Annotated in this window: 31 protein-coding genes; all 31 read left to right on the forward strand. The window is 61.8% G+C overall.

Translation table 11 applies throughout. From position 1 onward, the window contains the following. Positions 1–26 precede the first annotated feature (26 nt). The 31 genes from rpoC to AC1PLS_RS05070 all read left to right on the forward strand — a co-directional run bounded on the left by rpoC (position 27) and on the right by AC1PLS_RS05070 (position 22937). Complete coding sequence (gene rpoC, locus AC1PLS_RS04920; protein WP_184431988.1) at positions 27–4241, forward strand: DNA-directed RNA polymerase subunit beta'; 4215 nt, start codon at positions 27–29, stop codon at positions 4239–4241. A 221-nt stretch (positions 4242–4462) separates the two neighbouring features. Further along, positions 4463–4837, forward strand: a complete 375-nt coding sequence (gene rpsL / locus AC1PLS_RS04925) for a 30S ribosomal protein S12 (RefSeq protein WP_002811712.1) — start codon at positions 4463–4465, stop codon at positions 4835–4837. Between the two features lie 12 nt (positions 4838–4849). Then, the gene (rpsG, locus tag AC1PLS_RS04930) at positions 4850–5317 is read left to right on the forward strand and encodes a 30S ribosomal protein S7 (RefSeq protein ID WP_005993356.1); all 468 of its coding nucleotides are present in this window, start codon (positions 4850–4852) and stop codon (positions 5315–5317) included. 137 nt (positions 5318–5454) lie between these two features. Beyond that, positions 5455–7572: an elongation factor G gene (gene fusA / locus AC1PLS_RS04935; protein WP_024938568.1), complete on the forward strand. Its 2118-nt coding sequence runs from the start codon at positions 5455–5457 to the stop codon at positions 7570–7572. Between the two features lie 48 nt (positions 7573–7620). After that, positions 7621–8811 (forward strand): elongation factor Tu, encoded by a 1191-nt coding sequence (tuf, locus tag AC1PLS_RS04940; protein WP_003486726.1) that lies wholly within the window; start codon positions 7621–7623, stop codon positions 8809–8811. 455 nt (positions 8812–9266) lie between these two features. Further along, on the forward strand, positions 9267–9578 hold the full coding sequence (rpsJ, locus tag AC1PLS_RS04945) for a 30S ribosomal protein S10 (protein ID WP_003486723.1): 312 nt from the start codon (positions 9267–9269) through the stop codon (positions 9576–9578). A gap of 11 nt (positions 9579–9589) precedes the next feature. Further along, on the forward strand, positions 9590–10240 hold the full coding sequence (gene rplC, locus AC1PLS_RS04950) for a 50S ribosomal protein L3 (RefSeq protein ID WP_005993363.1): 651 nt from the start codon (positions 9590–9592) through the stop codon (positions 10238–10240). Between the two features lie 12 nt (positions 10241–10252). Further along, entirely contained in the window at positions 10253–10858 is a 606-nt protein-coding gene (gene rplD, locus AC1PLS_RS04955; protein WP_024938567.1) for a 50S ribosomal protein L4, read from the forward strand. Next, positions 10855–11154 carry a 50S ribosomal protein L23 gene (gene rplW, locus AC1PLS_RS04960; protein WP_002811694.1) on the forward strand — a complete coding sequence of 100 codons (300 nt, stop codon included), beginning with the start codon at positions 10855–10857 and terminating at the stop codon, positions 11152–11154. Before rplD ends, rplW begins: the two co-directional genes overlap by 4 nt. 10 nt (positions 11155–11164) lie before the next feature. Further along, positions 11165–11992 carry a 50S ribosomal protein L2 gene (gene rplB / locus AC1PLS_RS04965; protein WP_003486715.1) on the forward strand — a complete coding sequence of 276 codons (828 nt, stop codon included), beginning with the start codon at positions 11165–11167 and terminating at the stop codon, positions 11990–11992. A 6-nt stretch (positions 11993–11998) separates the two neighbouring features. Further along, positions 11999–12268: a 30S ribosomal protein S19 gene (gene rpsS / locus AC1PLS_RS04970; protein WP_005993369.1), complete on the forward strand. Its 270-nt coding sequence runs from the start codon at positions 11999–12001 to the stop codon at positions 12266–12268. Positions 12269–12280: 12 nt separating this feature from the next. Continuing rightward, entirely contained in the window at positions 12281–12616 is a 336-nt protein-coding gene (gene rplV, locus AC1PLS_RS04975; protein ID WP_002811686.1) for a 50S ribosomal protein L22, read from the forward strand. A gap of 17 nt (positions 12617–12633) precedes the next feature. Then, a complete protein-coding gene (gene rpsC / locus AC1PLS_RS04980) occupies positions 12634–13368 on the forward strand; it encodes a 30S ribosomal protein S3 (RefSeq protein WP_024938565.1) in 735 nt (244 codons plus the stop codon). Between the two features lie 5 nt (positions 13369–13373). Next, positions 13374–13787: a 50S ribosomal protein L16 gene (rplP, locus tag AC1PLS_RS04985; protein WP_011036127.1), complete on the forward strand. Its 414-nt coding sequence runs from the start codon at positions 13374–13376 to the stop codon at positions 13785–13787. Then, on the forward strand, positions 13787–13972 hold the full coding sequence (gene rpmC / locus AC1PLS_RS04990) for a 50S ribosomal protein L29 (RefSeq protein ID WP_006450638.1): 186 nt from the start codon (positions 13787–13789) through the stop codon (positions 13970–13972). The genes rplP and rpmC overlap by 1 nt, the downstream gene beginning before the upstream one ends. Positions 13973–13983: 11 nt before the next feature. Next, a complete protein-coding gene (gene rpsQ, locus AC1PLS_RS04995) occupies positions 13984–14253 on the forward strand; it encodes a 30S ribosomal protein S17 (RefSeq protein WP_016900663.1) in 270 nt (89 codons plus the stop codon). Between the two features lie 14 nt (positions 14254–14267). Continuing rightward, entirely contained in the window at positions 14268–14636 is a 369-nt protein-coding gene (gene rplN, locus AC1PLS_RS05000; RefSeq protein ID WP_003486699.1) for a 50S ribosomal protein L14, read from the forward strand. Between the two features lie 15 nt (positions 14637–14651). Continuing rightward, entirely contained in the window at positions 14652–14969 is a 318-nt protein-coding gene (rplX, locus tag AC1PLS_RS05005; RefSeq protein ID WP_003486696.1) for a 50S ribosomal protein L24, read from the forward strand. A gap of 11 nt (positions 14970–14980) precedes the next feature. Next, positions 14981–15523 (forward strand): 50S ribosomal protein L5, encoded by a 543-nt coding sequence (gene rplE / locus AC1PLS_RS05010; protein WP_010371090.1) that lies wholly within the window; start codon positions 14981–14983, stop codon positions 15521–15523. 18 nt (positions 15524–15541) lie between these two features. Beyond that, on the forward strand, positions 15542–15847 hold the full coding sequence (rpsN, locus tag AC1PLS_RS05015; RefSeq protein ID WP_005917137.1) for a 30S ribosomal protein S14: 306 nt from the start codon (positions 15542–15544) through the stop codon (positions 15845–15847). 205 nt (positions 15848–16052) lie between these two features. Beyond that, positions 16053–16451, forward strand: a complete 399-nt coding sequence (gene rpsH, locus AC1PLS_RS05020) for a 30S ribosomal protein S8 (protein WP_010371096.1) — start codon at positions 16053–16055, stop codon at positions 16449–16451. A 15-nt stretch (positions 16452–16466) separates the two neighbouring features. Further along, on the forward strand, positions 16467–16994 hold the full coding sequence (gene rplF / locus AC1PLS_RS05025) for a 50S ribosomal protein L6 (RefSeq protein ID WP_024938564.1): 528 nt from the start codon (positions 16467–16469) through the stop codon (positions 16992–16994). A gap of 88 nt (positions 16995–17082) precedes the next feature. Next, the gene (gene rplR / locus AC1PLS_RS05030) at positions 17083–17442 is read left to right on the forward strand and encodes a 50S ribosomal protein L18 (protein WP_016900655.1); all 360 of its coding nucleotides are present in this window, start codon (positions 17083–17085) and stop codon (positions 17440–17442) included. Positions 17443–17601: 159 nt separating this feature from the next. Further along, positions 17602–18144, forward strand: coding sequence for a 30S ribosomal protein S5 (gene rpsE, locus AC1PLS_RS05035; RefSeq protein ID WP_003486682.1), 543 nt, complete (start codon positions 17602–17604; stop codon positions 18142–18144). Continuing rightward, positions 18137–18328, forward strand: a complete 192-nt coding sequence (gene rpmD / locus AC1PLS_RS05040) for a 50S ribosomal protein L30 (protein WP_024938563.1) — start codon at positions 18137–18139, stop codon at positions 18326–18328. Before rpsE ends, rpmD begins: the two co-directional genes overlap by 8 nt. Positions 18329–18332: 4 nt before the next feature. After that, positions 18333–18776 (forward strand): 50S ribosomal protein L15, encoded by a 444-nt coding sequence (gene rplO, locus AC1PLS_RS05045; RefSeq protein ID WP_016900650.1) that lies wholly within the window; start codon positions 18333–18335, stop codon positions 18774–18776. Between the two features lie 7 nt (positions 18777–18783). After that, positions 18784–20151 carry a preprotein translocase subunit SecY gene (gene secY / locus AC1PLS_RS05050; protein ID WP_016900648.1) on the forward strand — a complete coding sequence of 456 codons (1368 nt, stop codon included), beginning with the start codon at positions 18784–18786 and terminating at the stop codon, positions 20149–20151. A gap of 332 nt (positions 20152–20483) precedes the next feature. After that, positions 20484–20840 (forward strand): 30S ribosomal protein S13, encoded by a 357-nt coding sequence (gene rpsM, locus AC1PLS_RS05055; RefSeq protein WP_003486672.1) that lies wholly within the window; start codon positions 20484–20486, stop codon positions 20838–20840. Between the two features lie 10 nt (positions 20841–20850). After that, on the forward strand, positions 20851–21243 hold the full coding sequence (gene rpsK, locus AC1PLS_RS05060; protein ID WP_003486671.1) for a 30S ribosomal protein S11: 393 nt from the start codon (positions 20851–20853) through the stop codon (positions 21241–21243). Between the two features lie 15 nt (positions 21244–21258). Continuing rightward, complete coding sequence (rpsD, locus tag AC1PLS_RS05065; RefSeq protein WP_024938562.1) at positions 21259–21885, forward strand: 30S ribosomal protein S4; 627 nt, start codon at positions 21259–21261, stop codon at positions 21883–21885. Between the two features lie 53 nt (positions 21886–21938). After that, the gene (locus AC1PLS_RS05070; RefSeq protein WP_002811635.1) at positions 21939–22937 is read left to right on the forward strand and encodes a DNA-directed RNA polymerase subunit alpha; all 999 of its coding nucleotides are present in this window, start codon (positions 21939–21941) and stop codon (positions 22935–22937) included. Positions 22938–22979 lie beyond the last annotated feature (42 nt).

A 22979-nucleotide genomic window follows, 5' to 3' on the forward strand; every position in this document is an offset into this window, starting at 1 on the left:
AAATTCCTCCGACCCGGAGATATCAAATGAAAGACCTGCTCAACCTCTTCAATCAACAGCGCCAGACGCTGGATTTCGACGCGATCAAGATCGCGCTGGCATCGCCGGACCTGATCCGTTCGTGGTCCTACGGCGAAGTGAAGAAGCCCGAAACCATCAACTACCGTACCTTCAAGCCCGAGCGTGACGGCCTGTTCTGCGCCGCCATCTTCGGACCGATCAAGGACTACGAGTGCCTGTGCGGTAAGTACAAGCGCATGAAGCACCGCGGTGTGGTCTGCGAAAAGTGCGGCACCGAAGTCACCCTGGCCAAGGTGCGTCGCGAGCGCATGGGTCACATCGACCTGGCCTCGCCGGTCGCGCACATCTGGTTCCTCAAGTCGCTGCCCTCGCGCATCGGCCTGATGCTGGACATGACCCTGCGTGACATCGAGCGCGTGCTGTACTTCGAAGCCTACGTGGTCACCGAGCCGGGCCTGACCCCGCTCGAGCGCCGCCAGCTGCTGACCGAAGAGCAGTACCTGACCGCACGCCAGGAGTACAACGACGACTTCGACGCCGCCATGGGCGCCGAGGCCGTGTACGAGCTGCTGCGCACGATCGACCTGCAGTCGGAAATGACCCGCCTGCGCGAGGAAATCGCCAGCACCGGTTCGGAAACCAAGCTCAAGCGCCTCACCAAGCGCATCAAGCTGATCGAAGCCTTCCTGGAATCGGGCAACCGTCCGGAGTGGATGGTCATGACCGTGCTGCCGGTGCTGCCGCCGGATCTGCGTCCGCTGGTGCCGCTGGATGGTGGCCGCTTCGCGACCTCGGATCTGAACGATCTGTACCGCCGCGTGATCAACCGCAACAACCGTCTGCGTCGTCTGCTCGAGCTCAATGCGCCGGACATCATCGTGCGCAACGAGAAGCGCATGCTGCAGGAATCGGTCGATGCGCTGCTGGACAACGGCCGTCGCGGCCGTGCCATCACCGGCACCAACAAGCGTCCGCTGAAGTCGCTGGCCGACATGATCAAGGGCAAGCAGGGCCGGTTCCGTCAGAACCTGCTCGGCAAGCGCGTGGACTACTCCGGCCGTTCGGTCATCACCGTCGGTCCGTACCTCAAACTGCACCAGTGCGGCCTGCCAAAGAAGATGGCGCTGGAGCTGTTCAAGCCGTTCGTGTTCGCCAAGCTGCAGCGTCGCGGCCTGGCCACCACCATCAAGGCGGCCAAGAAGCTGGTCGAGCGCGAAGAAGCCGAAGTCTGGGACATCCTGGAAGAGGTGATCCGCGAGCATCCGGTGCTGCTGAACCGTGCGCCGACCCTGCACCGTCTGGGCATCCAGGCGTTCGAACCGGTGTTGATCGAAGGCAAGGCCATCCAGCTGCATCCGCTGGTGTGTACTGCATTCAACGCCGACTTCGACGGTGACCAGATGGCCGTCCACGTGCCGCTCTCGCTGGAAGCCCAGCTGGAAGCGCGTGCGCTGATGATGTCCACCAACAACATCCTGTCGCCGGCCAACGGCGAGCCGATCATCGTGCCGTCGCAGGACGTGGTGTTGGGCCTGTACTACATGAGCCGCGCCCTGGAGAACAAGAAGGGCGAGGGCATGGTGTTCGCCAACACCAGCGAAGTGAAGCGCGCCTACGACAACCGCGTGGTGGAGCTGCACGCCAAGGTCAAGGTCCGCATTACCCAGGTGGACGTGGAAGCTGACGGCAAGCGCAGCAGCGGCACCTCGATCGTGGACACCACGGTCGGTCGGGCGCTGCTGAGCGAAATCCTGCCCGAAGGCCTGCCGTTCCAGCTGGCCAACACCGAGATGACCAAGAAGAACATCTCGCGTCTGATCAACTCCAGCTATCGTCTGCTGGGCTTGAAGGACACCGTCGTGTTCGCCGACAAGCTGATGTACACCGGCTATGCCTACGCAACCCGCGCAGGTGTGTCGATCGGTATCGACGACATGCTGATCCCGGACGAGAAGAAGGGCATCCTCACCGAGGCCGAAGCCGAAGTGCTGGAAATCCAGGAGCAGTACCAGTCCGGTCTGGTCACCGCCGGCGAGCGCTACAACAAGGTCGTGGACATCTGGTCGCGTACCAGCGAGCGCATCGCCAAGGCGATGATGGACACCATTGGTACCGAGAAGGTCGAAAACGCCAAGGGCGAGACCATCGACCAGAAGTCGATGAACTCGCTGTACATCATGGCCGACTCCGGTGCGCGTGGTAGCCAGGCGCAGATCCGTCAGCTGGCCGGCATGCGCGGCCTGATGGCGCGTCCGGATGGCTCGATCATCGAGACGCCGATCAAGGCGAACTTCCGCGAAGGCCTGAACGTGCAGGAGTACTTCAACTCCACCCACGGTGCCCGTAAGGGTCTGGCCGATACCGCGCTCAAGACCGCGAACTCGGGTTACCTGACCCGTCGTCTGGTCGACGTGGCGCAGGACGTGGTGATCACCGAAGTCGATTGCGGTACCACCGAAGGGTTGATCATGACCCCGATCGTGGAAGGCGGCGACGTGGTGGAGCCGTTGAGGGAGCGCGTGCTGGGCCGTGTGGTGGCCGAGGACGTCTACCTGCCGGGCAACGACGAAGAGCCGATCGTCACCCGCAACACGCTGCTGGACGAAGCCTGGGTTGCCAAGCTGGAAGACGCCAGCGTGCAGTCGGTGAAGGTGCGTTCGACCATCAGCTGCGAGTCCTCGTTCGGCGTGTGCGCACGTTGCTACGGTCGCGATCTTGCACGCGGTCACCAGGTCAACATCGGTGAAGCGGTCGGCGTCATCGCCGCCCAGTCGATCGGCGAGCCGGGTACCCAGCTGACCATGCGTACGTTCCACATCGGTGGTGCGGCATCGCGTGCGGCGGCAGTGGACAACATCACCGTCAAGACCACCGGTTCGGTGAAGTTCAACAACCTCAAGTCGGTGGCGCACGCCAGCGGCGCGTTGGTCGCTGTCTCGCGTTCGGGCGAACTGTCCGTGCTCGACGGCCACGGCCGCGAGCGCGAGCGTTACAAGCTGCCGTACGGCGCCACCATCACCGCCAAGGACGGTGATGCGGTCAAGGCCGGACAGAGCGTGGCGAACTGGGATCCGCATAACCACCCGATCGTGTCGGAAGTGGCCGGCTTCATCCGCTTCATCGACTTCGTCGACGGCGTCACCGTCATCGAGAAGACCGACGAATTGACCGGTCTGGCCTCGCGCGAAATCACCGACCCGAAGCGTCGCGGTGCACATGCCAAGGAACTGCGCCCGATCGTGCGCATCGTCGATGGCAAGGGCAACGACCTGACGATCCCGAATACGGATCTGCCGGCCCAGTACCTGTTGCCGCCGCGCTCCATTGTCAACCTGCAGGACGGCGCCGCCGTCGGCGTGGGCGACGTGGTTGCCAAGATCCCGCAGGAAGCGTCCAAGACCCGCGACATCACCGGTGGTCTGCCGCGCGTTGCCGACCTGTTCGAAGCACGCAAGCCGAAGGATCCTGCGATCCTGGCCGAGCGCTCGGGCATCATCAGCTTCGGTAAGGACACCAAGGGCAAGCAGCGCCTGATCATCAAGGACACCGATGGGTCGGAACACGAAGAGCTGATCCCGAAGTACCGCCAGATCATCGTGTTCGAAGGCGAGCATGTGACCAAGGGCGAGACCGTGGTGGACGGCGAGCCGAGCCCGCAGGACATCCTGCGTCTGCTGGGTGTCGAGCCGCTGGCTGCGTACCTGGTCAAGGAAATCCAGGACGTGTACCGCCTGCAGGGCGTGAAGATCAACGACAAGCACATCGAGGTGATCACGCGCCAGATGCTGCGCAAGGTCGAGATCGTCGACCAGGGCACCAGCAAGTTCCTCAACGGCGAGCAGGTCGAGCGCCAGCGCGTCATCGAGGAAAATGCCCGCCTGGTCAAGCGCAACGAGCTGCCGGCCAAGTACGATCCGGTGCTGCTGGGTATCACCAAGGCCTCGCTGGCCACCGAGTCGTTCATCTCGGCGGCCTCGTTCCAGGAGACCACCCGCGTGTTGACCGAGGCTGCCGTGCGCGGCACCCGCGACAACCTGCGCGGTCTGAAGGAAAACGTGATCGTGGGTCGTCTGATCCCGGCCGGTACCGGCCTGGCGTATCACGCCGGACGTCGCAAGTCGTCGGGTCTGACCGACTCGGAAATGGAAACGCTGTCCGGCAAGCCGGCGGTGGCCGAACCGGTCGCAGCCGTGGCCGACGCTGGCGCGGAGGAGGAGTAAGCGCTCCGACGGCGGTCGCAAGACCGCCGTAAGCCAAGCGAAAAGGAGGGCAGGAGGCCCTCCGTTTTCCGGCCTTGGATGGGCCAGCAGGGTTAGAATTCCGTGAAGTTGACGGAGTTTCGTCCTGCCAGCTATACTTCCCTGTCTCGGCGGGCCGTTTTTCGGCCTGCCTTTGTTTTCGTGCAAGGCCGTCTCGGCCTCTCAATCAGAAGAATCAACTGATGACGACGATCAATCAGCTGGTCCGCAAGCCTCGGCAAGCGACCACCTACAAGAGTGCCTCCCCGGCACTGGACAAGTGTCCGCAGCGCCGTGGCGTCTGCACACGCGTCTATACCACTACCCCGAAGAAGCCGAACTCGGCCCTGCGTAAGGTTGCCAAAGTGCGCCTGACGAACCAGGAAGAGGTCATCAGCTACATCGGTGGTGAAGGCCACAACCTGCAGGAGCACTCCGTGGTCCTGATTCGTGGTGGCCGCGTCAAGGATCTTCCCGGTGTGCGTTATCACACCGTCCGTGGTTCGCTGGACGCCGCCGGCGTCGCAAAGCGCCGTCAAGGTCGTTCCAAGTACGGCGCCAAGCGCCCGAAGAGCTAAGGAAACACTCCAATGTCCCGTAAAGGTTCTACTCCGCAGCGCACCGTCCTGCCTGATCCAAAGCATGGCAGCGAAACCATTGCCCGCTTCATCAATATGGTGATGCAAAGTGGCAAGAAGTCGGTTGCTGAGAAAATTGTCTATGGCGCGATGGACGTCATTGGCGAAAAGAATCCGAATGCCGTCGAGCTGGTGCAGAAAGCACTGGACAACGTGGCCCCGGCTGTCGAAGTTAAATCGCGTCGCGTCGGTGGTGCTACCTATCAGGTGCCCGTCGAAGTGCGCTCCTCCCGTCGCATGGCGCTGGCAATGCGCTGGTTGATCGACTCCGCGCGCAAGCGTGGCGAGAACACCATGCCGCGCAAGCTGGCTGCAGAACTGTTGGACGCCTCGGAAAGCCGCGGCGGCGCGATCAAGAAGCGCGAAGAGACGCACCGTATGGCGGAGGCGAACAAGGCGTTCGCACATTACCGCTGGTGACCTCGTGGGCCTTGGTAACGGGGCCCTTCAGCACCATCTGAGTGCTGTTTGCGACGCGTTACGCGTCGCATCCAATCCGAAGGCCGCCGAAAGGCGGCGTTCGGCCATCCGAAATCCAAGAAATTGAGAGGCTCCCCGTGGCCCGCACCACCCCTATCGAGCGTTACCGCAACTTCGGCATCATGGCCCACATCGATGCCGGCAAGACAACCACTTCCGAGCGCATCCTGTTCTACACCGGTGTCAGTCACAAGATCGGCGAAGTCCATGACGGCGCTGCAGTGATGGACTGGATGGAGCAGGAGCAGGAGCGTGGTATCACCATCACCTCCGCTGCGACCACCGCGTTCTGGTCGGGCATGGACAAGTCCATGCCGCAGCACCGCTTCAACATCATCGACACCCCCGGGCACGTTGACTTCACCATCGAAGTGGAGCGCTCCTTGCGCGTGCTCGACGGTGCGGTGTTCGTGCTGTGCGCCGTCGGTGGCGTGCAGCCGCAGTCCGAGACCGTGTGGCGCCAGGCCAACAAGTACTCGGTGCCGCGCATGGCCTTCGTCAACAAGATGGACCGTACCGGTGCCAACTTCGACAAGGTCGTCGAGCAGCTGAAGGCCCGTCTGGGTGCCTACGCCGTGCCGATGCAGGTGCCGATCGGCGCCGAAGACGGCTTCGAGGGCGTGGTCGACCTGCTCAAGATGAAGGCGATCCATTGGGATACCGCATCGCAGGGCACCACCTTCGAATACCGTGACATCCCGGCCGATCTGGTCGAGATCGCGACCGAGGCGCGTTCGTTCATGGTCGAGGCGGCTGCAGAAGCCAGCGAAGACCTGATGGACAAGTACCTCAACGAGGGCGACCTGAGCGAGGAAGAGATCCTGGTGGGTCTGCGCGAGCGCACCCTGAAGGTCGAGATCGTGCCGGTGTTCTGTGGCTCGGCGTTCAAGAACAAGGGCGTGCAGGCCATGCTCGACGGCGTCGTGCACCTGCTGCCGTCGCCGGCCGACCGTCCGCCGGTCCAGGGTATCGATGAGGACGAGAAGGAAGACACCCGTCCGGCCACCGATACCGCGCCGTTCTCGGCGTTGGCGTTCAAGATCATGACCGACCCGTTCGTGGGCTCGCTGACGTTCTTCCGTGTCTACTCGGGCACGTTGAACTCCGGCGACCAGGTCTACAACCCGGTCAAGTCGAAGAAAGAGCGCGTGGGCCGCATCCTGCAGATGCACTCCAACAATCGCGAAGAGATCAAGGAAGTGCGCGCTGGTGACATCGCCGCTGCCGTGGGTCTGAAGGACGTCACCACCGGCGACACGCTGTGTGCGCAGGACAAGGTCATCACCCTGGAGCGCATGGTGTTCCCGGAGCCGGTGATCTCGATGGCGGTGGAGCCCAAGACCAAGTCGGACCAGGAAAAGATGGGCATGGCCCTGGGCCGTCTGGCGCAGGAAGATCCCTCGTTCCGCGTCAAGACCGACGAGGAATCCGGCCAGACCATCATCTCGGGCATGGGCGAGTTGCACCTGGACATCATCGTCGACCGTATGCGTCGCGAGTTCAATGTCGAGGCCAACGTCGGCAAGCCGCAGGTGGCCTACCGCGAAACCATCCGCAAGTCCGACGTCAAGTCCGACTACAAGCACGCCAAGCAGTCCGGTGGTAAGGGTCAGTACGGTCACGTGGTGATCGAGCTGTCGCCGATGACCGAGGACGATCGCAAGAGCGACAACGTCAAGGACGATTTCCTCTTCATCAACGACATCACCGGCGGCATCATCCCGAAGGAATTCATCCCCTCGGTCGAAAAGGGCCTGCGCGAGACGATCACCAGTGGTCCGATCGCCGGCTTCCCGGTGGTGGGCGTGAAGGTCAAGCTGGTGTTCGGCTCGTACCACGACGTCGACTCCTCGGAAATGGCGTTCAAGCTGGCCGCGTCGATGGCGTTCAAGCAGGGCTTTGCGAAAGCCAGCCCGGTGTTGCTGGAGCCGATCATGAAGGTCGAAATCGTCAGCCCGGAGGATTACCTGGGTGACGTGATGGGCGACGTGAGCCGTCGTCGTGGCGTGCTGCAGGGTCAGGACGACAGCCCGTCGGGCAAGATCATCAACGCGATGATTCCGCTCGGTGAAATGTTCGGCTATGCGACCTCGCTGCGCTCGATGAGCCAGGGTCGCGCGACGTTCTCGATGGAATTCGACCACTACGAAGAGGCACCGGCCAACATCGCCGACGCCGTCACCAAGAAGGGCTGAGTTCGCTCAGCCGCTTCTCACAAATTTTTCAATTAGAGGTAGTTAGTCATGGCAAAAGCGAAATTTGAGCGCACCAAGCCGCACGTGAACGTCGGCACCATCGGTCACGTCGACCATGGCAAGACCACGTTGACAGCCGCGCTGACCAAGATCGGTGCTGAGCGTTTCGGTGGCGAGTTCAAGGCGTACGACGCGATCGACGCGGCGCCGGAAGAGAAGGCGCGCGGCATCACGATTTCGACCGCCCACGTCGAATACGAGTCCCCGACCCGTCACTACGCGCACGTCGATTGCCCCGGCCACGCCGACTACGTCAAGAACATGATCACCGGTGCGGCGCAGATGGACGGCGCGATCCTGGTGTGTTCGGCTGCTGACGGCCCGATGCCGCAGACCCGCGAGCACATCCTGCTCTCGCGTCAGGTCGGCGTGCCGCACATCGTGGTGTTCCTGAACAAGGCCGACATGGTCGACGACGCCGAGCTGCTCGAGCTGGTCGAGATGGAAGTGCGCGAGCTGCTCAGTAAGTACGACTTCCCGGGCGATGACACTCCGATCATCCACGGTTCGGCACGTCTGGCGCTGGACGGCGATCAGAGCGACATCGGCGTGCCGGCGATCCTGAAGCTGGTCGAGGCGCTGGATTCGTTCATTCCGGAGCCGACCCGCGACGTCGACCGTCCGTTCCTGATGCCGGTCGAAGACGTGTTCTCGATCTCCGGCCGCGGCACCGTGGTGACCGGTCGTATCGAGCGCGGCATCATCAAGGTTGGCGACGAAATCGAAATCGTCGGCATCCGCGACACCCAGAAGACCACCGTCACCGGCGTGGAAATGTTCCGCAAGCTGCTGGACCAGGGCCAGGCAGGCGACAACGCCGGTCTGCTGCTGCGCGGCACCAAGCGTGACGACGTCGAGCGCGGCCAGGTGCTGTGCAAGCCGGGTTCGATCAAGCCGCACACCGAGTTCGAAGCCGAAGTCTACGTGCTGTCCAAGGATGAGGGTGGTCGTCATACCCCGTTCTTCAAGGGCTACCGTCCGCAGTTCTACTTCCGCACCACCGACATCACTGGCGCCTGCCAGCTGCCGGAAGGCGTGGAGATGGTGATGCCGGGCGACAACGTGAAGATGGTCGTGACCCTGATCAACCCGGTCGCGATGGACGAAGGTCTGCGCTTCGCCATCCGTGAAGGCGGTCGTACCGTCGGCGCCGGCGTGGTTGCCAAGATCATCAAGTAAGTGCCTGCAATCCAGCGGCTTTAGTCGCTGGATCTGCAAGAAGGAGGGTCGGCGCAAGCCGGCCCTTTTTTTGGTCCGGGGCCGGGGCTCGCAAACGTCCTTATAGGGCAGGTGCTTGCGCGACCACAATCACGCCGCTATAATGCGCGGCTCGGTGTCCCTGGGTAGGGCGCTGAGTTACAGCGAAAAGAACGGCAGGATGCCGCTCGTGTTCGCCAGACCGGGAAGGTCGCGTTGCATGGAGCACTCAACAACTCACATGTTGTTGACCGTGCTCTTGTTGCGCACTATACTTTTCCGTCTGGGCAGGCCGGTTTACCGGTCTGCCTCAGTTTTTGGGCGGAGGAAATGCCCTCGCCAGCAGGATGCGCGGCGATTTCATCTACGTCAGGAATATCGGGGCAGGTATCCCAGAGGCCTTGCCCGTCGCTCTTTTAACGAAGGAAGCTTCCGTCATGTCGGAACAAAAGATCCGGATTCGGTTGAAGGCGTTCGATCATCGTTTGATCGACCGTTCGGCCAGCGAGATCGTCGAAACGGCTAAGCGGACCGGCGCGCAAGTGCGTGGCCCGATCCCGTTGCCGACCAAGATCGAACGTTACACCATCCTCGTATCCCCGCATGCCGACAAGGATGCGCGTGACCAGTACGAAACCCGCACGCACAAGCGTGTGCTCGATATCGTCGACCCGAACGACAAGACCGTGGACGCGCTGATGAAGCTCGAACTCGCGGCTGGCGTCGACGTACAGATCAAGTTGACCTGAGGACTACGACCATGACGAAGAAATATTCGTTGGGCTTCGTGGGCCGCAAGGCTGGCATGAGCCGCGTCTTCACTGAAGACGGCCGCTCGGTGCCGGTTACGCTGATCGAAGCAACTCCGAACCGCATCGCGCAGATCAAGACCGTTGAAACCGACGGTTACAGCGCAGTGCAGATTACCGTTGGCGCGCGTCGCGCCGCACTGGTCAACAAGCCGGCCGCTGGTCACTTCGCCAAAGCGAAGGTGGAAGCGGGTCGCGGCTTGTGGGAATTCCGCGTTGAAGATGCGCAGCTCGGCGATTTCGCCGTCGGCGGCGAAATCAAGGCGGACATCTTCGAGGTCGGCCAGAAGGTCGACGTCCAGGGCGTCACCAAGGGTAAGGGTTTCCAGGGCACCATCAAGCGCTACAACTTCCGTATGGGCGATGCAACTCACGGTAACTCGCTGTCGCATCGCGCGCCGGGTTCGTTGGGTCAGCGCCAGACCCCGGGTCGCGTTTTCCCGGGTAAGAAGATGTCGGGCCACATGGGCGCCGTGCAGCAAAGCACGCAGAACCTGGAAGTGGTCAAGGTCGACGTCGAGCGTGGTCTGATTGCTATCCGCGGCGCCGTGCCTGGCGCAGCTGGTGGCGACGTGATCGTCCGTCCGGCGAGCAAGGCATAAGGAGAGATGACGATGGAACTCGTTATCACGGGTAGCAATAACAAGGTCTCGGTCTCCGATGCCGTGTTCGGTCGCGAATTCAGCGAAGATCTGGTTCACCAGGTCGTCGTCGCTTATCGCAATGCCGGCCGCGCTGGTACCAAGGCTCAGAAGACGCGTTCGGAAGTTGCGGGCACGACCAAGAAGTCGAAGAAGCAGAAGGGCGGCGGTGCGCGTCATGGCGCGCTGACGGCTCCGATCTTCATCGGCGGCGGCGTGACCTTCGCGGCCAAGCCGCGCAGCTTCGAACAGAAAGTCAACCGCAAGATGTACCGTGCGGCCATCTGCGCGATCTTCTCTGAGCTTAACCGCCAGGGTCGCCTGATGATCGTCGATGCGTTCGACGTCGAAACCACCAAGACCCAGGGTCTGATCGAGAAGCTGAAGGGACTGGACGTGGGCAAGCGCCCGCTGATCGTCACCGAGGAAGCGTCCGAGCACCTGTATCTGTCCGCCCGCAATCTGCCGTATGTGCAGGTGCGTGATGTGCAGGGTCTGGATCCGGTCGCTCTGGTCGGGGCCGATACGGTCGTGATCACCGCCGATGCGGTCAAGAAGGTCGAGGAGTGGCTGGCATGAGCAGCAACGAAAAAATCTTCAGCGTGCTGCGTGCTCCGCGAGTCTCCGAAAAGACCGCGCGCCTGCAGGAAATCTCCAACCAGTATGTCTTCGAAGTTTCGAACGAAGCCACCAAGGCCGATGTAAAGGCCGCGGTTGAGCAGCTGTTCGACGTCAAGGTCAAAGCAGTCAACGTGGTCAACGTCAAGGGCAAGAGCAAGTCCTTCCGTAACCGTGCTGGCAGCCGTGGCAATTGGCGCAAGGCGTACGTCCGCCTGGTTGATGGTCAGTCCATCGACGTAACGGCCAAGGCCTGAGGTCCATCCCATGCCATTGATGAAGTTCAAACCCACCTCTCCCGGCCGTCGTTCCGCCGTGCGCGTGGTTACTCCCGATCTGCACAAGGGCGCACCGCACGCGGCGCTGCTCGACTCGCAGAGCAAGTCCGGTGGTCGTAACCACCATGGCCGCATCACCGTGCGTCACGTCGGTGGTGGCCACAAGCAGCACTACCGCATCATCGACTTCAAGCGCAACAAGGAAGGCATTCCGGCGCGTGTGGAGCGGATCGAATACGATCCGAACCGTACCGCTCATATCGCCCTGCTGTGCTACGTCGACGGCGAGCGTCGCTACATCATCGCCCCCAAGGGCCTGAAGGCTGGCGATCAGGTCATTGCCGGTGCCAACGCACCGATCAAGACCGGCAACACGCTGCCGCTGCGCAACATCCCGGTCGGTACGACGGTCCACGGTATCGAGCTGAAGCCGGGTAAGGGCGCTCAGATCGCACGTGCTGCCGGTGCAGCCGTCCAGCTGGTCGCTCGCGAAGGCATCTATGCCACGCTGCGTCTGCGCTCGGGCGAAATGCGCAAGGTGCCGGTCGAGTGCCGCGCCACCATCGGCGAAGTCGGCAACGACGAGCACAACCTCGAGAAGCTGGGCAAGGCTGGCGCCAAGCGCTGGCGCGGTGTTCGTCCGACCGTTCGCGGTGCGGCCATGAACCCGGTCGATCACCCGCACGGTGGTGGTGAGGCCAAGGCTGGCCAGGGTAATCCGCATCCGGTCACCCCGTGGGGTGTTCCGACCAAGGGTTACAAGACGCGCAAGAACAAGCGCACCCAGCAATTCATCGTCCGCGATCGTAGGGGCTAATCGACCATGGCACGTTCACTTAAGAAGGGCCCGTTCGTCGATCACCACCTTGCAAAGAAGGTGGAGTCCGCTGCGGGTAGCAAGAAGCCGATCAAGACCTGGTCGCGCCGTTCGATGATCCTGCCGGAAATGGTAGGCATCACCATCGCCGTGCATAACGGCAAGAACCACATTCCGGTGCTCGTCAACGAGAATATGGTCGGCCACAAGCTCGGCGAATTTGCCGTCACCCGGACCTTCAAGGGTCACGGTGGCGACAAGAAGTCGAGCAGGTAAGGAGAGATGACGATGGAAGCGAAAGCAATCCTGCGCACCGCGCGCATCTCCCCGCAGAAGGCCCGCCTGGTCGCTGACCAGGTGCGTGGACTGTCCGCCGAACGTGCGGTCAATCTGCTGAAGTTCTCGGACAAGAAGGCTGCGCACCTGATCAAGAAGGTTGTGGAGTCGGCTATTGCCAATGCCGAGAACAATCAGGGCGCGGATGTCGACGAGCTGAAGGTCAAGACCATCATGGTTGATGAAGGTCCCTCCCTGAAGCGTTTCATGGCGCGGGCGAAAGGCCGCGGTACCCGCATCCTCAAGCGCACCAGTCACATCACTGTGATTGTCGGCGCCGCCAAGTAAGCGGAAAGGAAAAGACCATGGGTCATAAAGTTCATCCGACTGGAATTCGCCTTGGCATCGCCAAGGACTGGAATTCCAAGTGGTACGCAAGCAAGGCCGACTTCGCCGCCTACCTGGCAGCCGACCTGAAAGTGCGTGAAATGCTGCGCAAGAAGCTCGCGCAGGCAGGTATCAGCAAGATCTTGATCGAGCGCCCTGCCAAAACCGCCCGCGTGACGATCCACACCGCCCGTCCGGGCGTGGTGATCGGCAAGCGTGGCGAGGACATCGAAAAGCTGCGTAAGGAAGTGAGCGCGATGATGGGTGTTCCTGCCCACATCAACGTCACCGAAGTGCGCAAGCCGGAGCTGGATGCGCAGCTGGTCGCCGAGTCGATCGCGCAGCAGCTTGAGCGTCGCATCATGTTCCGCCGCGCAATGAAGCGCTCGGTCGGCAACGCGATGCGCTTGGGTGCCCTGGGCATCAAGGTCAATGTGGCTGGCCGCCTCAACGGTGCAGAAATCGCCCGTTCGGAGTGGTACCGCGAAGGCCGCGTGCCGCTGCACACGCTACGTGCCGACATCGATTACGGTTTTGCCGAGGCGTCCACGACGTACGGCATCATCGGCATCAAGGTCTGGATCTATAAGGGTGAGGTCTTCGACTTCTCCCAGGTTGGCCAGGAGAAGCAGGACGACAGCCCGCGCAACGATCGTAACGATCGCGGCGACCGTGGTGACCGTCCTTCGCGCCCGGCTCGTGAAGCGAGGTAACGGCAATGTTGCAACCCAAGCGAACCAAATATCGCAAGATGCACAAGGGCCGTAACGACGGCCTGGCATGGAGCGGAAACGCCGTCAGCTTCGGCGAGTACGGCCTCAAGGCAACCGCGCACGGTCAGCTGACCGCGCGTCAGATTGAAGCAGCACGTCGTACGATCAGCCGCCACGTCAAGAAGGGCGGCAAGATGTGGATTCGTGTGTTCCCCGACAAGCCGATCACCAAGAAGCCGATCGAAGTCCGCATGGGCTCCGGTAAGGGCAACGTGGAGTACTGGGTCGCGCAGATTCAGCCGGGCCGCATGATCTATGAAATCGAGGGTATTCCCGAGGATATCGCACGTGAGGCGTTCCGCCTTGCCGCCGCGAAATTGTCGGTGACCACCACTTTCGTGACCCGGACGGTGCGCTGATGGATATCAAACAACTCCGCGAGAAGTCGGCTGACGAACTGAAGGCCCACCTGACCGATCTGCGTAAGGAGCAGTTCTCGCTCCGTATGCAGCAGGTCACCGGCCAGCTGCCGAAGACCCACGATACCCGCCGGGTGCGCCGCGAGATTGCTCGCGTCAAGTACCTGCTCGGCAGCACCAAGTAAGGACGGCCGCGATGAGCGACAACAACGAAAAGCAAGCGCTGCGCACGGTCGAAGGCCGTGTCGTCAGCAACAAGATGGACAAGACGGTCACCGTGTTGGTGGAGCGCCAGGTCAAGCACCCGTTGTACGGTAAGTACATCAAGCGCTCGTCCAAGCTCCACGCACACGACGCCGACAATGCCTGCAACGAAGGCGATGTCGTGCGTGTGACCGAGATTGCTCCAATGTCCAAGACCAAGAACTGGCGGGTGGTCGAAATCGTCACCCGTTCGGCCGAATAAGGGAGATCTGAATCATGATCCAGATGCAGAGCTACCTCGATGTCGCCGACAATTCGGGTGCCAAGGAAGTGATGTGCATCAAGGTGCTGGGCGGCTCCAAGCGCCGTTACGCACACATTGGCGACATCATCAAGGTGACCGTCAAGGACGCCATTCCGCGCGGTAAGGTCAAGAAGGGCGAAGTCTACGACGCCGTCGTGGTGCGTACCCGCAAGGGTGTGCGCCGTCCCGACGGTTCGTTGATCCGCTTCGATGGCAACGCCGCTGTGCTGTTGAACAATAAGCAGGAGCCGATCGGGACCCGCATCTTCGGGCCGGTGACGCGCGAGCTGCGTTCCGAGAAGTTCATGAAGATCGTCTCGCTCGCTCCCGAAGTGCTGTGAGCGGAGGACATATACATGGCTAACCGTATCAAAAAGGGCGACCAGGTCGTCATCAACACCGGCAAGGACAAGGGTAAGCAGGGTGAAGTTGTGCGTGTGGATGGCGATCGCGTGATCGTCTCCAATGCCAACGTCATCAAGCGCCACACCAAGCCGAACCCGCAGGCGGGTGTCGCCGGCGGCGTGGTCGAGCGTGAAGCGTCGATCCATATCTCCAACGTCAATATCGTCAACCCGGCAACGGGCAAGGGCGAGCGCGTTGGCTTCAAGGTGCTGGAGGATGGACGCAAATTGCGTGTGTTCCGCTCCAGCGGTGAGGCGCTCGACGCCTGAGGAATGCGATCATGAACACTCGTCTCGAAAAGTTTTACAAGGAAAACGTGGTGCCGGCCCTGATGAAGGAATTCGGCTACACCAATCCGATGGAAGTGCCGAAGCTGGTCAAGGTCACGCTCAACATGGGCGTGGGCGAGGCGGCTACCAACAAGAAGATTCTGGAAAATGCGGTCGCCGACATGTCCAAGATCTCCGGTCAGAAGCCGGTGGTCACCAAGTCGCGCGTTTCGGTCGCATCGTTCAAGATTCGTGACGGTTGGCCGATCGGCTGCAAGACCACGTTGCGTCGCGCCAAGATGTACGAGTTTCTGGATCGTCTGATCAACATCTCGCTGCCGCGCGTGCGCGACTTCCGTGGTGTTTCGGGTCGCTCCTTTGACGGTCGTGGCAACTTCAACATGGGTGTGAAGGAACAGATCATCTTCCCGGAAATCGACTTCGACGCCGTCGACGCGATCCGCGGTATGGATATCGCCATCACCACCACCGCCAAGACGGATGCGGAAGCGAAGGCGCTGCTGGCAGCGTTCAAGTTCCCGTTCCGTAACTGACCGTCGAGGACATCCGAAATGGCAAAGACCTCCATGATCCACCGCGACATCAAGCGTGCAAAGCTGGCGAAGAAATTCGCCGGCAAGCGTGATGCGCTGAAGAAGATCCTCTCCAGCCAGGATGCGTCCTACGAAGAGAAGATCGACGCGTCGACCAAGTTGCAGAAGCTGCCGCGCGATTCGTCGCCGAGCCGCCACCGCAACCGTTGCGAGTTGTCCGGTCGTCCGCGCGGTGTCTACCGCAAGTTCGGTCTGGGTCGCAACATGCTGCGCAAAGCCACCATGAACGGCGACGTTCCGGGCCTGCGCAAGGCAAGCTGGTAACAGCATTGCCGGCCGCTCGCGGCCGGCTTGAGCAGGATGGTTCTGTTCAACATGGGAGTCCGACGCAAGTCGGGCTCTTTTGTCGTATACTTCCGCTTCTGTCTTGCCCGCACGGGCCTGGCATGGCGTAAAGGGTCCTGGCCCATCCCCAGGAAAACACAAGATTTTCGCGAAAGCGGATATCGGTGCACTCAAAGGTACTCATATGAGCATGACTGATCCCATCGCCGACCTGCTGGTACGCATCAAGAATGCGGCCGCGGTTGGTAAGCAGACGGTGAAATTGCCGTCGTCCAAGATCAAGGTCGCGATCGCCCAGGTCCTGAAGGACGAGGGTTACATCACCGACCTGCGCGTGACAGCGACCGAGAACAACAAGTCGGAGCTGGAAATCGTGCTGAAGTATTTCGAAGGCCGTCCGGTCATCGAGACCCTGAAGCGTTTCTCGCGCTCGGGTCTGCGCCAGTACCGCGGCAAGACCGAGCTGCCCAAGGTCCTGGGTGGCCTGGGTATCGCCATCATTTCCACGTCGAAGGGCATCATGACCGATGCGCAGGCTCGCGAAGCCGGCGTTGGTGGTGAAGTCCTGTGCTTCGTGGCCTAAGGGAAGGAATCGATCATGTCCCGTGTAGCCAAGAAGCCTGTCTCCCTTCCGAAGGGTGTTGAACTCAAGGTCCAGCCCGAGCTGGTCAGCGTCAAGGGCCCGAAGGGCACCCTGACCCTGCCGAAGCCGGTTGGCGTCGAAATCGCCGTTGACGGCGACGTTGCCACGCTGTCGGCCAACGAGCCGTCGCAGATCGCCATCACCGGCACCGTGCGCGCCATTCTTGCCAATATGGTCAAGGGCGTGTCCGAAGGCTTCGAGCGCAAGCTCGAGCTGGTGGGCGTCGGTTACCGTGCCGCCATGCAGGGCAAGGACCTGAGCCTGGCGCTCGGCTTCTCGCACCCGCTGGTGTTCGTGGCGCCGGAAGGCATCACGCTGTCGACCCCGACCCAGACCGAAATCGTGGTCCAGGGCGCCGACAAGCAGCGCGTCGGCGAAGTTGCCGCCAAGATTCGCGGTTTCCGTCCGCCGGAGCCCTACAAGGGCAAGGGTGTGAAGTACGCCGGTGAAGTCATCATTCGCAAGGAAGCCAAGAAGGCTTAATGGCGAGTCCCTCGCAAGAGCCCGCACATCCCTGTGCGGACTTTTGATAGGAGCACGCTTTCCCTTCAGCTTCCGTAGGATAAATATCATGAGCATCAACAAGAACATCGCCCGTCTGCGTCGCGCCAAGTCCACCCGTTCGCACATCCGTGAACTGGGCGTCGCTCGCCTGTCGGTGCTGCGCACCGGCCAGCATCTGTATGCGCAGGTCTTCACCGCCGACGGCTCCAAGGTGATCGCTGCGGCGAACACCCTGCAGGCCGACGTCAAGGAAGGCCTGAAGAACGGCAAGAACAGCGATGCAGCCGTCAAGGTCGGCAAGCTGATCGCCGAGCGCGCCAAGGCTGCGGGCATCGAGAAGGTCGCATTTGACCGCTCGGGCTATCGCTACCATGGCCGTATCAAGGCGCTGGCCGACGCAGCTCGCGAAGGCGGCCTGCAGTTCTAAGCACTGCTGCGGATGTGGCCATCGGCCACATCCGCGTTACCGCCGGCAGGGGAGATGCCGGACCGTCCCGTTCTTTTGCAACGGTGCCGGGAACACAGCGTGACTTCACAACCATAAGCGGCTTCGAGCCGTACATACCCAATCAATCAAGGAATCAAGATGGCAGAAGAACGTGCACCGCGGGGTCGTGATCGCGACCGTAACCGCGAAGAGAAAGTCGACGATGGCATGATCGAAAAGCTGGTCGCGGTCAATCGCGTCAGCAAGACGGTCAAGGGCGGTCGCCAGTTCACCTTCACCGCGTTGACCGTGGTCGGCGATGGTCTGGGCAAGGTCGGTTTCGGTTATGGCAAGGCGCGCGAAGTGCCTGTCGCCATCCAGAAGTCGATGGAGCAGGCGCGCAAGAACCTGGCGACTGTGGATCTGAACAACGGTACCTTGTGGCATGCCGTCAAGTCCGGCCATGGCGCAGCACGCGTCTACATGCAGCCGGCGTCGGAAGGTACGGGCGTCATCGCCGGCGGTGCCATGCGCGCCGTGCTGGAAGCGGTCGGCGTCAAGAACGTGCTGGCCAAGGCGGTTGGTTCGCGTAATCCGATCAACCTGGTCCGTGCAACCCTGAAGGGTCTGTCGGAAGTGCAGTCGCCGGCCCGTGTTGCGGCCAAGCGCGGCAAGAAGGTGGAGGAGCTCAACCATGGCTAAGGACACCAACAAGACCGTGAAGGTGCGCCTGGTGCGTGGCCTGCGTGGAACCCAGTCGCGTCACCGCCTGTCGGTGCGTGCGTTGGGCCTGAATAAGCTCAACGATGTGCGTGAACTGAAGGACAGCCCGCAGGTTCGCGGTCTGATCAACACCGTTCACTACCTCGTCAAGGTTGAGGACTAATCCCATGACTTTGCATCTCAATGACCTCAAGCCCGCCGACGGCGCCCGTACCGAGCGCACCCGCGTCGGTCGTGGCATCGGCTCCGGCCTCGGCAAGACCTGCGGCCGCGGCCACAAGGGTTCGTTCGCTCGCAAGGGCGGCGGCAAGATCAAGGCCGGCTTCGAAGGCGGCCAGACGCCGATGCAGCGCCGTCTGCCGAAGATCGGCTTCCGTTCCAAGATGGCGCGTGACAGTGCCGAAGTGTTGTCCTACCAGCTGGACAAGCTGGAAGCCGGTGAGATCGACTTTGCAGCGCTGCGTGCGGCCAATCTGGTCCCGAGCCGCGCCAAGAAGGCGAAGATCGTGCTGAAGGGCGAGCTGAGCAAGAAGTTCGTGCTGAAGGGTGTCGCCGCAAGTGCGGGCGCCAAGGCAGCAATCGAAGCTGCCGGCGGCAGCGTAGAGGAGTAATCGGCAGATGGCGCAGGCTGGCATTGGTAACCTCGGTGGCGGGCTCGGCAAGTTCACGGAACTTCGCCAGCGGCTACTGTTCGTCCTCGGGGCATTGATCGTCTATCGCATCGGCTGCTATGTGCCGGTGCCGGGCGTGAATCCCGATGCCATGCTTTCGTTGATGCAGGCGCAGGGCGGCGGCATCGTGGACATGTTCAACATGTTCTCGGGCGGCGCCCTGCACCGTTTCAGTATTTTTGCGTTGAACGTGATGCCGTACATCTCGGCATCGATCGTGATCCAGTTGGCCACGCACATCTTTCCCGCCCTCAAGGCGATGCAGAAGGAAGGCGAATCCGGCCGGCGTAAGATCACCCAGTATTCGCGCATCGGTGCGGTGTTGTTGGCGGTGGTGCAGGGCGGCAGTATCGCGCTGGCACTGCAGAACCAGACCGCGCCTGGTGGCGCTCCGGTGGTGTATGCGCCGGGCATGGGTTTCGTGCTCACCGCAGTGATTGCGCTGACTGCCGGCACCATCTTCCTGATGTGGGTGGGCGAGCAGGTCACCGAGCGTGGCATCGGTAACGGCGTGTCGCTGATCATCTTTGCCGGCATCGTTGCAGGCCTTCCGTCGGCGGCAATCCAGACCGTCGAGGCCTTCCGCGAAGGCAATCTGAGCTTCATCTCGCTGCTGCTGATCGTCATCACCATTCTGGCGTTCACGCTGTTCGTGGTGTTCGTCGAGCGCGGGCAGCGGCGTATCACAGTCAATTACGCACGCCGCCAGGGCGGCCGCAATGCGTACATGAACCAGACCTCGTTCCTGCCGTTGAAGCTCAACATGGCAGGCGTGATTCCGCCGATCTTCGCCTCCAGCATCCTGGCCTTCCCGGCCACGCTGTCCATGTGGTCGGGTCAGGCGGCGTCGGGCAGTGGCGTGGGCTCCTGGCTGCAGAAGATCGCCAATGCGCTCGGGCCCGGCGAGCCGGTGCACATGCTGGTGTTCGCTGCGCTGATCATCGGCTTCGCGTTCTTCTATACCGCGCTGGTGTTCAATTCGCAGGAAACCGCCGACAACCTCAAGAAGTCTGGCGCACTGATTCCGGGTATCCGTCCTGGCAAGGCGACGGCTGACTATGTGGACGGCGTGCTGACCCGGCTGACCGCAGCGGGTTCGTTGTACCTGGTGATCGTCTGCCTGCTGCCGGAAATCATGCGCACCCAGCTGGGCACCTCGTTCCACTTCGGTGGTACGTCGCTGCTGATCGCCGTGGTGGTGGTGATGGACTTCATCGCGCAGATCCAGGCCCATCTGATGTCGCATCAGTATGAGAGCCTGCTGAAGAAGGCCAACCTCAAGGGTGGCTCGCGCGGCGGTCTGGCGCGCAGTTAAGTGGTACACTAGATCTTCATTGCGTGAAGACGGCCTGGTTCCCGGGCCACGATCTTCCGATCAGAAGGGCGGCTCGCGCGACGTCTCGCGCGCGGGTGTGACGAGGTGGTCCTGTGCGGGAGTAGTACAGGCGATTCGGAGAAATTTTCTGGATCAACATCGTCCGGCGCCGGAGCGAGGGCACACTCCCCACGCCGGGTCCATGGAACTTTTGGTTCCACGGGCTTCAAAGCAATCCGAGGCCTTGCTACAATTCCGAGTTCACTTTTGATCCATCCTGCCGGATGGCGCCTGGGCGCTGTCGGGCCATCACTCAGTTGGAGAATCGCGTCATGGCGCGTATTGCAGGCGTCAACCTGCCAGCCCAGAAGCACGTCTGGGTCGGGTTGCAAAGCATCTACGGCATCGGCCGTACCCGTTCGAAGAAGCTCTGCGAATCCGCAGGCGTTACCTCGACCACGAAGATTCGTGATCTGTCCGAACCCGAAATCGAGCGCCTGCGCGCCGAGGTCGGCAAGTATGTCGTCGAAGGCGACCTGCGCCGCGAAATCGGTATCGCGATCAAGCGACTGATGGACCTGGGCTGCTATCGCGGTCTGCGTCATCGCCGTGGTCTCCCGCTGCGTGGTCAGCGCACCCGTACCAACGCCCGCACCCGCAAGGGTCCGCGCAAGGCGATCAGGAAGTAAGGGATAGATCATGGCAAAGCCAGCAGAAAAGAAAACGAAGAAGAAGATCAAGCGCGTCATCACTGACGGCGTCGCTCACGTCCACGCTTCGTTCAACAACACCATCGTCACCATCACCGATCGCCAGGGCAATGCACTGTCGTGGGCCACGTCCGGCGGCGCCGGCTTCCGTGGTTCGCGCAAGTCGACCCCGTTCGCTGCTCAGGTTGCCGCCGAAAAGGCTGGCCGCGCTGCGCTCGACTACGGCGTGAAGTCGCTGGAAGTGCGTATCAAGGGTCCGGGTCCGGGCCGTGAGTCGGCCGTGCGTTCGTTGAACAACGTGGGCTACAAGATCACCAACATCATCGACGTGACGCCAATCCCGCACAACGGGTGCCGTCCGCCGAAGAAGCGTCGCGTCTAAAGGGAGCGATAAGAAATGGCTCGTTATATCGGTCCTACCTGTAAGCTCGCCCGCCGCGAAGGCGTCGATCTTTCCCTCAAGAGCCCGGCGCGCGCGCTGGACTCCAAGTGCAAGCTTGAGCAGAAGCCCGGCCAACACGGCGCGGCTCGCAAAGGCAAGCTCTCCGACTATGCCACCCAGCTGCGCGAAAAGCAGAAGGTCAAGCGCATCTACGGTTTGCTGGAGCGTCAGTTCCGCAACTACTACAAGAAGGCCTCGACCAAGAAGGGCAACACCGGCGAGAACCTGCTGCAGTTGCTGGAAACCCGTCTGGACAACGTCTGCTACCGCATGGGCTTTGCCGTCACCCGTCCGGCCGCGCGCCAGCTGGTGTCGCACCGTGGCGTGCTGGTCAATGGCAAGTCGGTGAATCTGGCTTCGTACCAGATCAAGGCTGGCGATGCGATCACGCTGTCGGAAAAGGCACAGAAGCAGCTTCGCGTGCAGGAAGCCCTGACCGTGGCTGAGCAGCACGACATGACGCCGTCGTGGGTCGAAGTCGATTCGAAGAAGTTCAGCGGCGTGTTCAAGGCCGTTCCGGATCGCGCTGACCTGCCTTCGGATATCAACGAAGCGCTGATCGTCGAGTTGTATTCGAAGTAATTCACATTGGAGAGCCTCCGGCACCGCCGGAGGTTCGCAGGAGACCCCGCAACATGACGGTTACCGCCAACCAGGTTCTGCGCCCCCGTGGTCCGCAGATCGAACGTCTTACCGACAATCGCGCAAAGGTCGTGATCGAGCCCTTGGAGCGCGGTTACGGGCACACGCTGGGCAATGCCCTGCGTCGTGTGCTGTTGTCGTCGATCCCGGGTTTTGCGATCACCGAGGTCGAGATCGACGGCGTGCTGCACGAGTACACCACGGTCGAAGGGCTGCAGGAAGACGTGCTTGACGTCCTGCTCAACCTGAAAGACGTGGCGATTCGTATGCATAGTGGCGACAGCGCGACGCTGTCGTTGTCCAAGCAGGGTCCGGGCACGGTCACTGCGGCCGACATCAGGACCGATCACAACGTCGAGATCATCAACGGCGACCACGTGATCTGCCACCTGACCAAGGACACGGCGCTGAACATGCGCCTGAAGATCGAGCGTGGTTTCGGCTATCAGCCGGCTGCCGCGCGTCGTCGTCCGGACGAAGAGACCCGCACCATCGGTCGTCTGATGCTGGATGCGTCGTTCTCGCCAGTGCGTCGCGTTGCCTATGCCGTGGAAGCTGCGCGCGTTGAACAGCGCACCGACCTCGACAAGCTGGTGATCGATATCGAAACCAACGGCACGATCGATGCCGAGGAAGCCGTGCGCACCGCCGCCGACATCCTCAGCGATCAGCTGTCGGTGTTCGGCGATTTCACCCACCGCGATCGCGGTGCGGCCAAGCCGGCTGCCAGCGGCGTGGATCCGGTGCTGCTGCGCCCGATCGACGACCTCGAGCTGACCGTGCGTTCGGCCAACTGCCTGAAGGCCGAGAGCATCTACTACATCGGTGATCTGATCCAGAAGACCGAAGTGGAGCTGCTCAAGACCCCGAACCTCGGCAAGAAGTCGCTGACCGAAATCAAGGAAGTGCTGGCACAGCGCGGCCTTGCACTGGGCATGAAGCTGGAGAACTGGCCGCCGGCCGGTGTCGCCCAGCACGGCATGCTTGGTTAATGCATCACCGCATGGGCGTCTTCGGGCGCCCATGCTGTTTTT

Source organism: Xanthomonas sp. NCPPB 3218 (assembly GCF_056725185.1).

What these genes read in the sequence shown, in the direction of transcription:
- rplP (WP_011036127.1), top strand. Translation starts at nt 13,374, where the DNA reads ATGTTGCAACCCAAGCGAACCAAATATCGCAAGATGCACAAGGGCCGT.
- rplW (WP_002811694.1), top strand. Translation starts at nt 10,855, where the DNA reads ATGAGCAGCAACGAAAAAATCTTCAGCGTGCTGCGTGCTCCGCGAGTC.
- rpsM (WP_003486672.1), top strand. Translation starts at nt 20,484, where the DNA reads ATGGCGCGTATTGCAGGCGTCAACCTGCCAGCCCAGAAGCACGTCTGG.
- rpsJ (WP_003486723.1), top strand. Translation starts at nt 9,267, where the DNA reads ATGTCGGAACAAAAGATCCGGATTCGGTTGAAGGCGTTCGATCATCGT.
- rplC (WP_005993363.1), top strand. Translation starts at nt 9,590, where the DNA reads ATGACGAAGAAATATTCGTTGGGCTTCGTGGGCCGCAAGGCTGGCATG.
- AC1PLS_RS05070 (WP_002811635.1), top strand. Translation starts at nt 21,939, where the DNA reads ATGACGGTTACCGCCAACCAGGTTCTGCGCCCCCGTGGTCCGCAGATC.
- rpmC (WP_006450638.1), top strand. Translation starts at nt 13,787, where the DNA reads ATGGATATCAAACAACTCCGCGAGAAGTCGGCTGACGAACTGAAGGCC.
- rplE (WP_010371090.1), top strand. Translation starts at nt 14,981, where the DNA reads ATGAACACTCGTCTCGAAAAGTTTTACAAGGAAAACGTGGTGCCGGCC.
- rplF (WP_024938564.1), top strand. Translation starts at nt 16,467, where the DNA reads ATGTCCCGTGTAGCCAAGAAGCCTGTCTCCCTTCCGAAGGGTGTTGAA.
- secY (WP_016900648.1), top strand. Translation starts at nt 18,784, where the DNA reads ATGGCGCAGGCTGGCATTGGTAACCTCGGTGGCGGGCTCGGCAAGTTC.
- rplB (WP_003486715.1), top strand. Translation starts at nt 11,165, where the DNA reads ATGCCATTGATGAAGTTCAAACCCACCTCTCCCGGCCGTCGTTCCGCC.
- rpsD (WP_024938562.1), top strand. Translation starts at nt 21,259, where the DNA reads ATGGCTCGTTATATCGGTCCTACCTGTAAGCTCGCCCGCCGCGAAGGC.
- rplN (WP_003486699.1), top strand. Translation starts at nt 14,268, where the DNA reads ATGATCCAGATGCAGAGCTACCTCGATGTCGCCGACAATTCGGGTGCC.
- rplV (WP_002811686.1), top strand. Translation starts at nt 12,281, where the DNA reads ATGGAAGCGAAAGCAATCCTGCGCACCGCGCGCATCTCCCCGCAGAAG.
- rplR (WP_016900655.1), top strand. Translation starts at nt 17,083, where the DNA reads ATGAGCATCAACAAGAACATCGCCCGTCTGCGTCGCGCCAAGTCCACC.
- rpsS (WP_005993369.1), top strand. Translation starts at nt 11,999, where the DNA reads ATGGCACGTTCACTTAAGAAGGGCCCGTTCGTCGATCACCACCTTGCA.
- rpsN (WP_005917137.1), top strand. Translation starts at nt 15,542, where the DNA reads ATGGCAAAGACCTCCATGATCCACCGCGACATCAAGCGTGCAAAGCTG.
- tuf (WP_003486726.1), top strand. Translation starts at nt 7,621, where the DNA reads ATGGCAAAAGCGAAATTTGAGCGCACCAAGCCGCACGTGAACGTCGGC.
- rpsC (WP_024938565.1), top strand. Translation starts at nt 12,634, where the DNA reads ATGGGTCATAAAGTTCATCCGACTGGAATTCGCCTTGGCATCGCCAAG.
- rplO (WP_016900650.1), top strand. Translation starts at nt 18,333, where the DNA reads ATGACTTTGCATCTCAATGACCTCAAGCCCGCCGACGGCGCCCGTACC.
- rpsQ (WP_016900663.1), top strand. Translation starts at nt 13,984, where the DNA reads ATGAGCGACAACAACGAAAAGCAAGCGCTGCGCACGGTCGAAGGCCGT.
- rpsE (WP_003486682.1), top strand. Translation starts at nt 17,602, where the DNA reads ATGGCAGAAGAACGTGCACCGCGGGGTCGTGATCGCGACCGTAACCGC.
- rpsG (WP_005993356.1), top strand. Translation starts at nt 4,850, where the DNA reads ATGTCCCGTAAAGGTTCTACTCCGCAGCGCACCGTCCTGCCTGATCCA.
- rpoC (WP_184431988.1), top strand. Translation starts at nt 27, where the DNA reads ATGAAAGACCTGCTCAACCTCTTCAATCAACAGCGCCAGACGCTGGAT.
- rpmD (WP_024938563.1), top strand. Translation starts at nt 18,137, where the DNA reads ATGGCTAAGGACACCAACAAGACCGTGAAGGTGCGCCTGGTGCGTGGC.
- rpsL (WP_002811712.1), top strand. Translation starts at nt 4,463, where the DNA reads ATGACGACGATCAATCAGCTGGTCCGCAAGCCTCGGCAAGCGACCACC.
- rpsH (WP_010371096.1), top strand. Translation starts at nt 16,053, where the DNA reads ATGAGCATGACTGATCCCATCGCCGACCTGCTGGTACGCATCAAGAAT.
- rplD (WP_024938567.1), top strand. Translation starts at nt 10,253, where the DNA reads ATGGAACTCGTTATCACGGGTAGCAATAACAAGGTCTCGGTCTCCGAT.
- rplX (WP_003486696.1), top strand. Translation starts at nt 14,652, where the DNA reads ATGGCTAACCGTATCAAAAAGGGCGACCAGGTCGTCATCAACACCGGC.
- rpsK (WP_003486671.1), top strand. Translation starts at nt 20,851, where the DNA reads ATGGCAAAGCCAGCAGAAAAGAAAACGAAGAAGAAGATCAAGCGCGTC.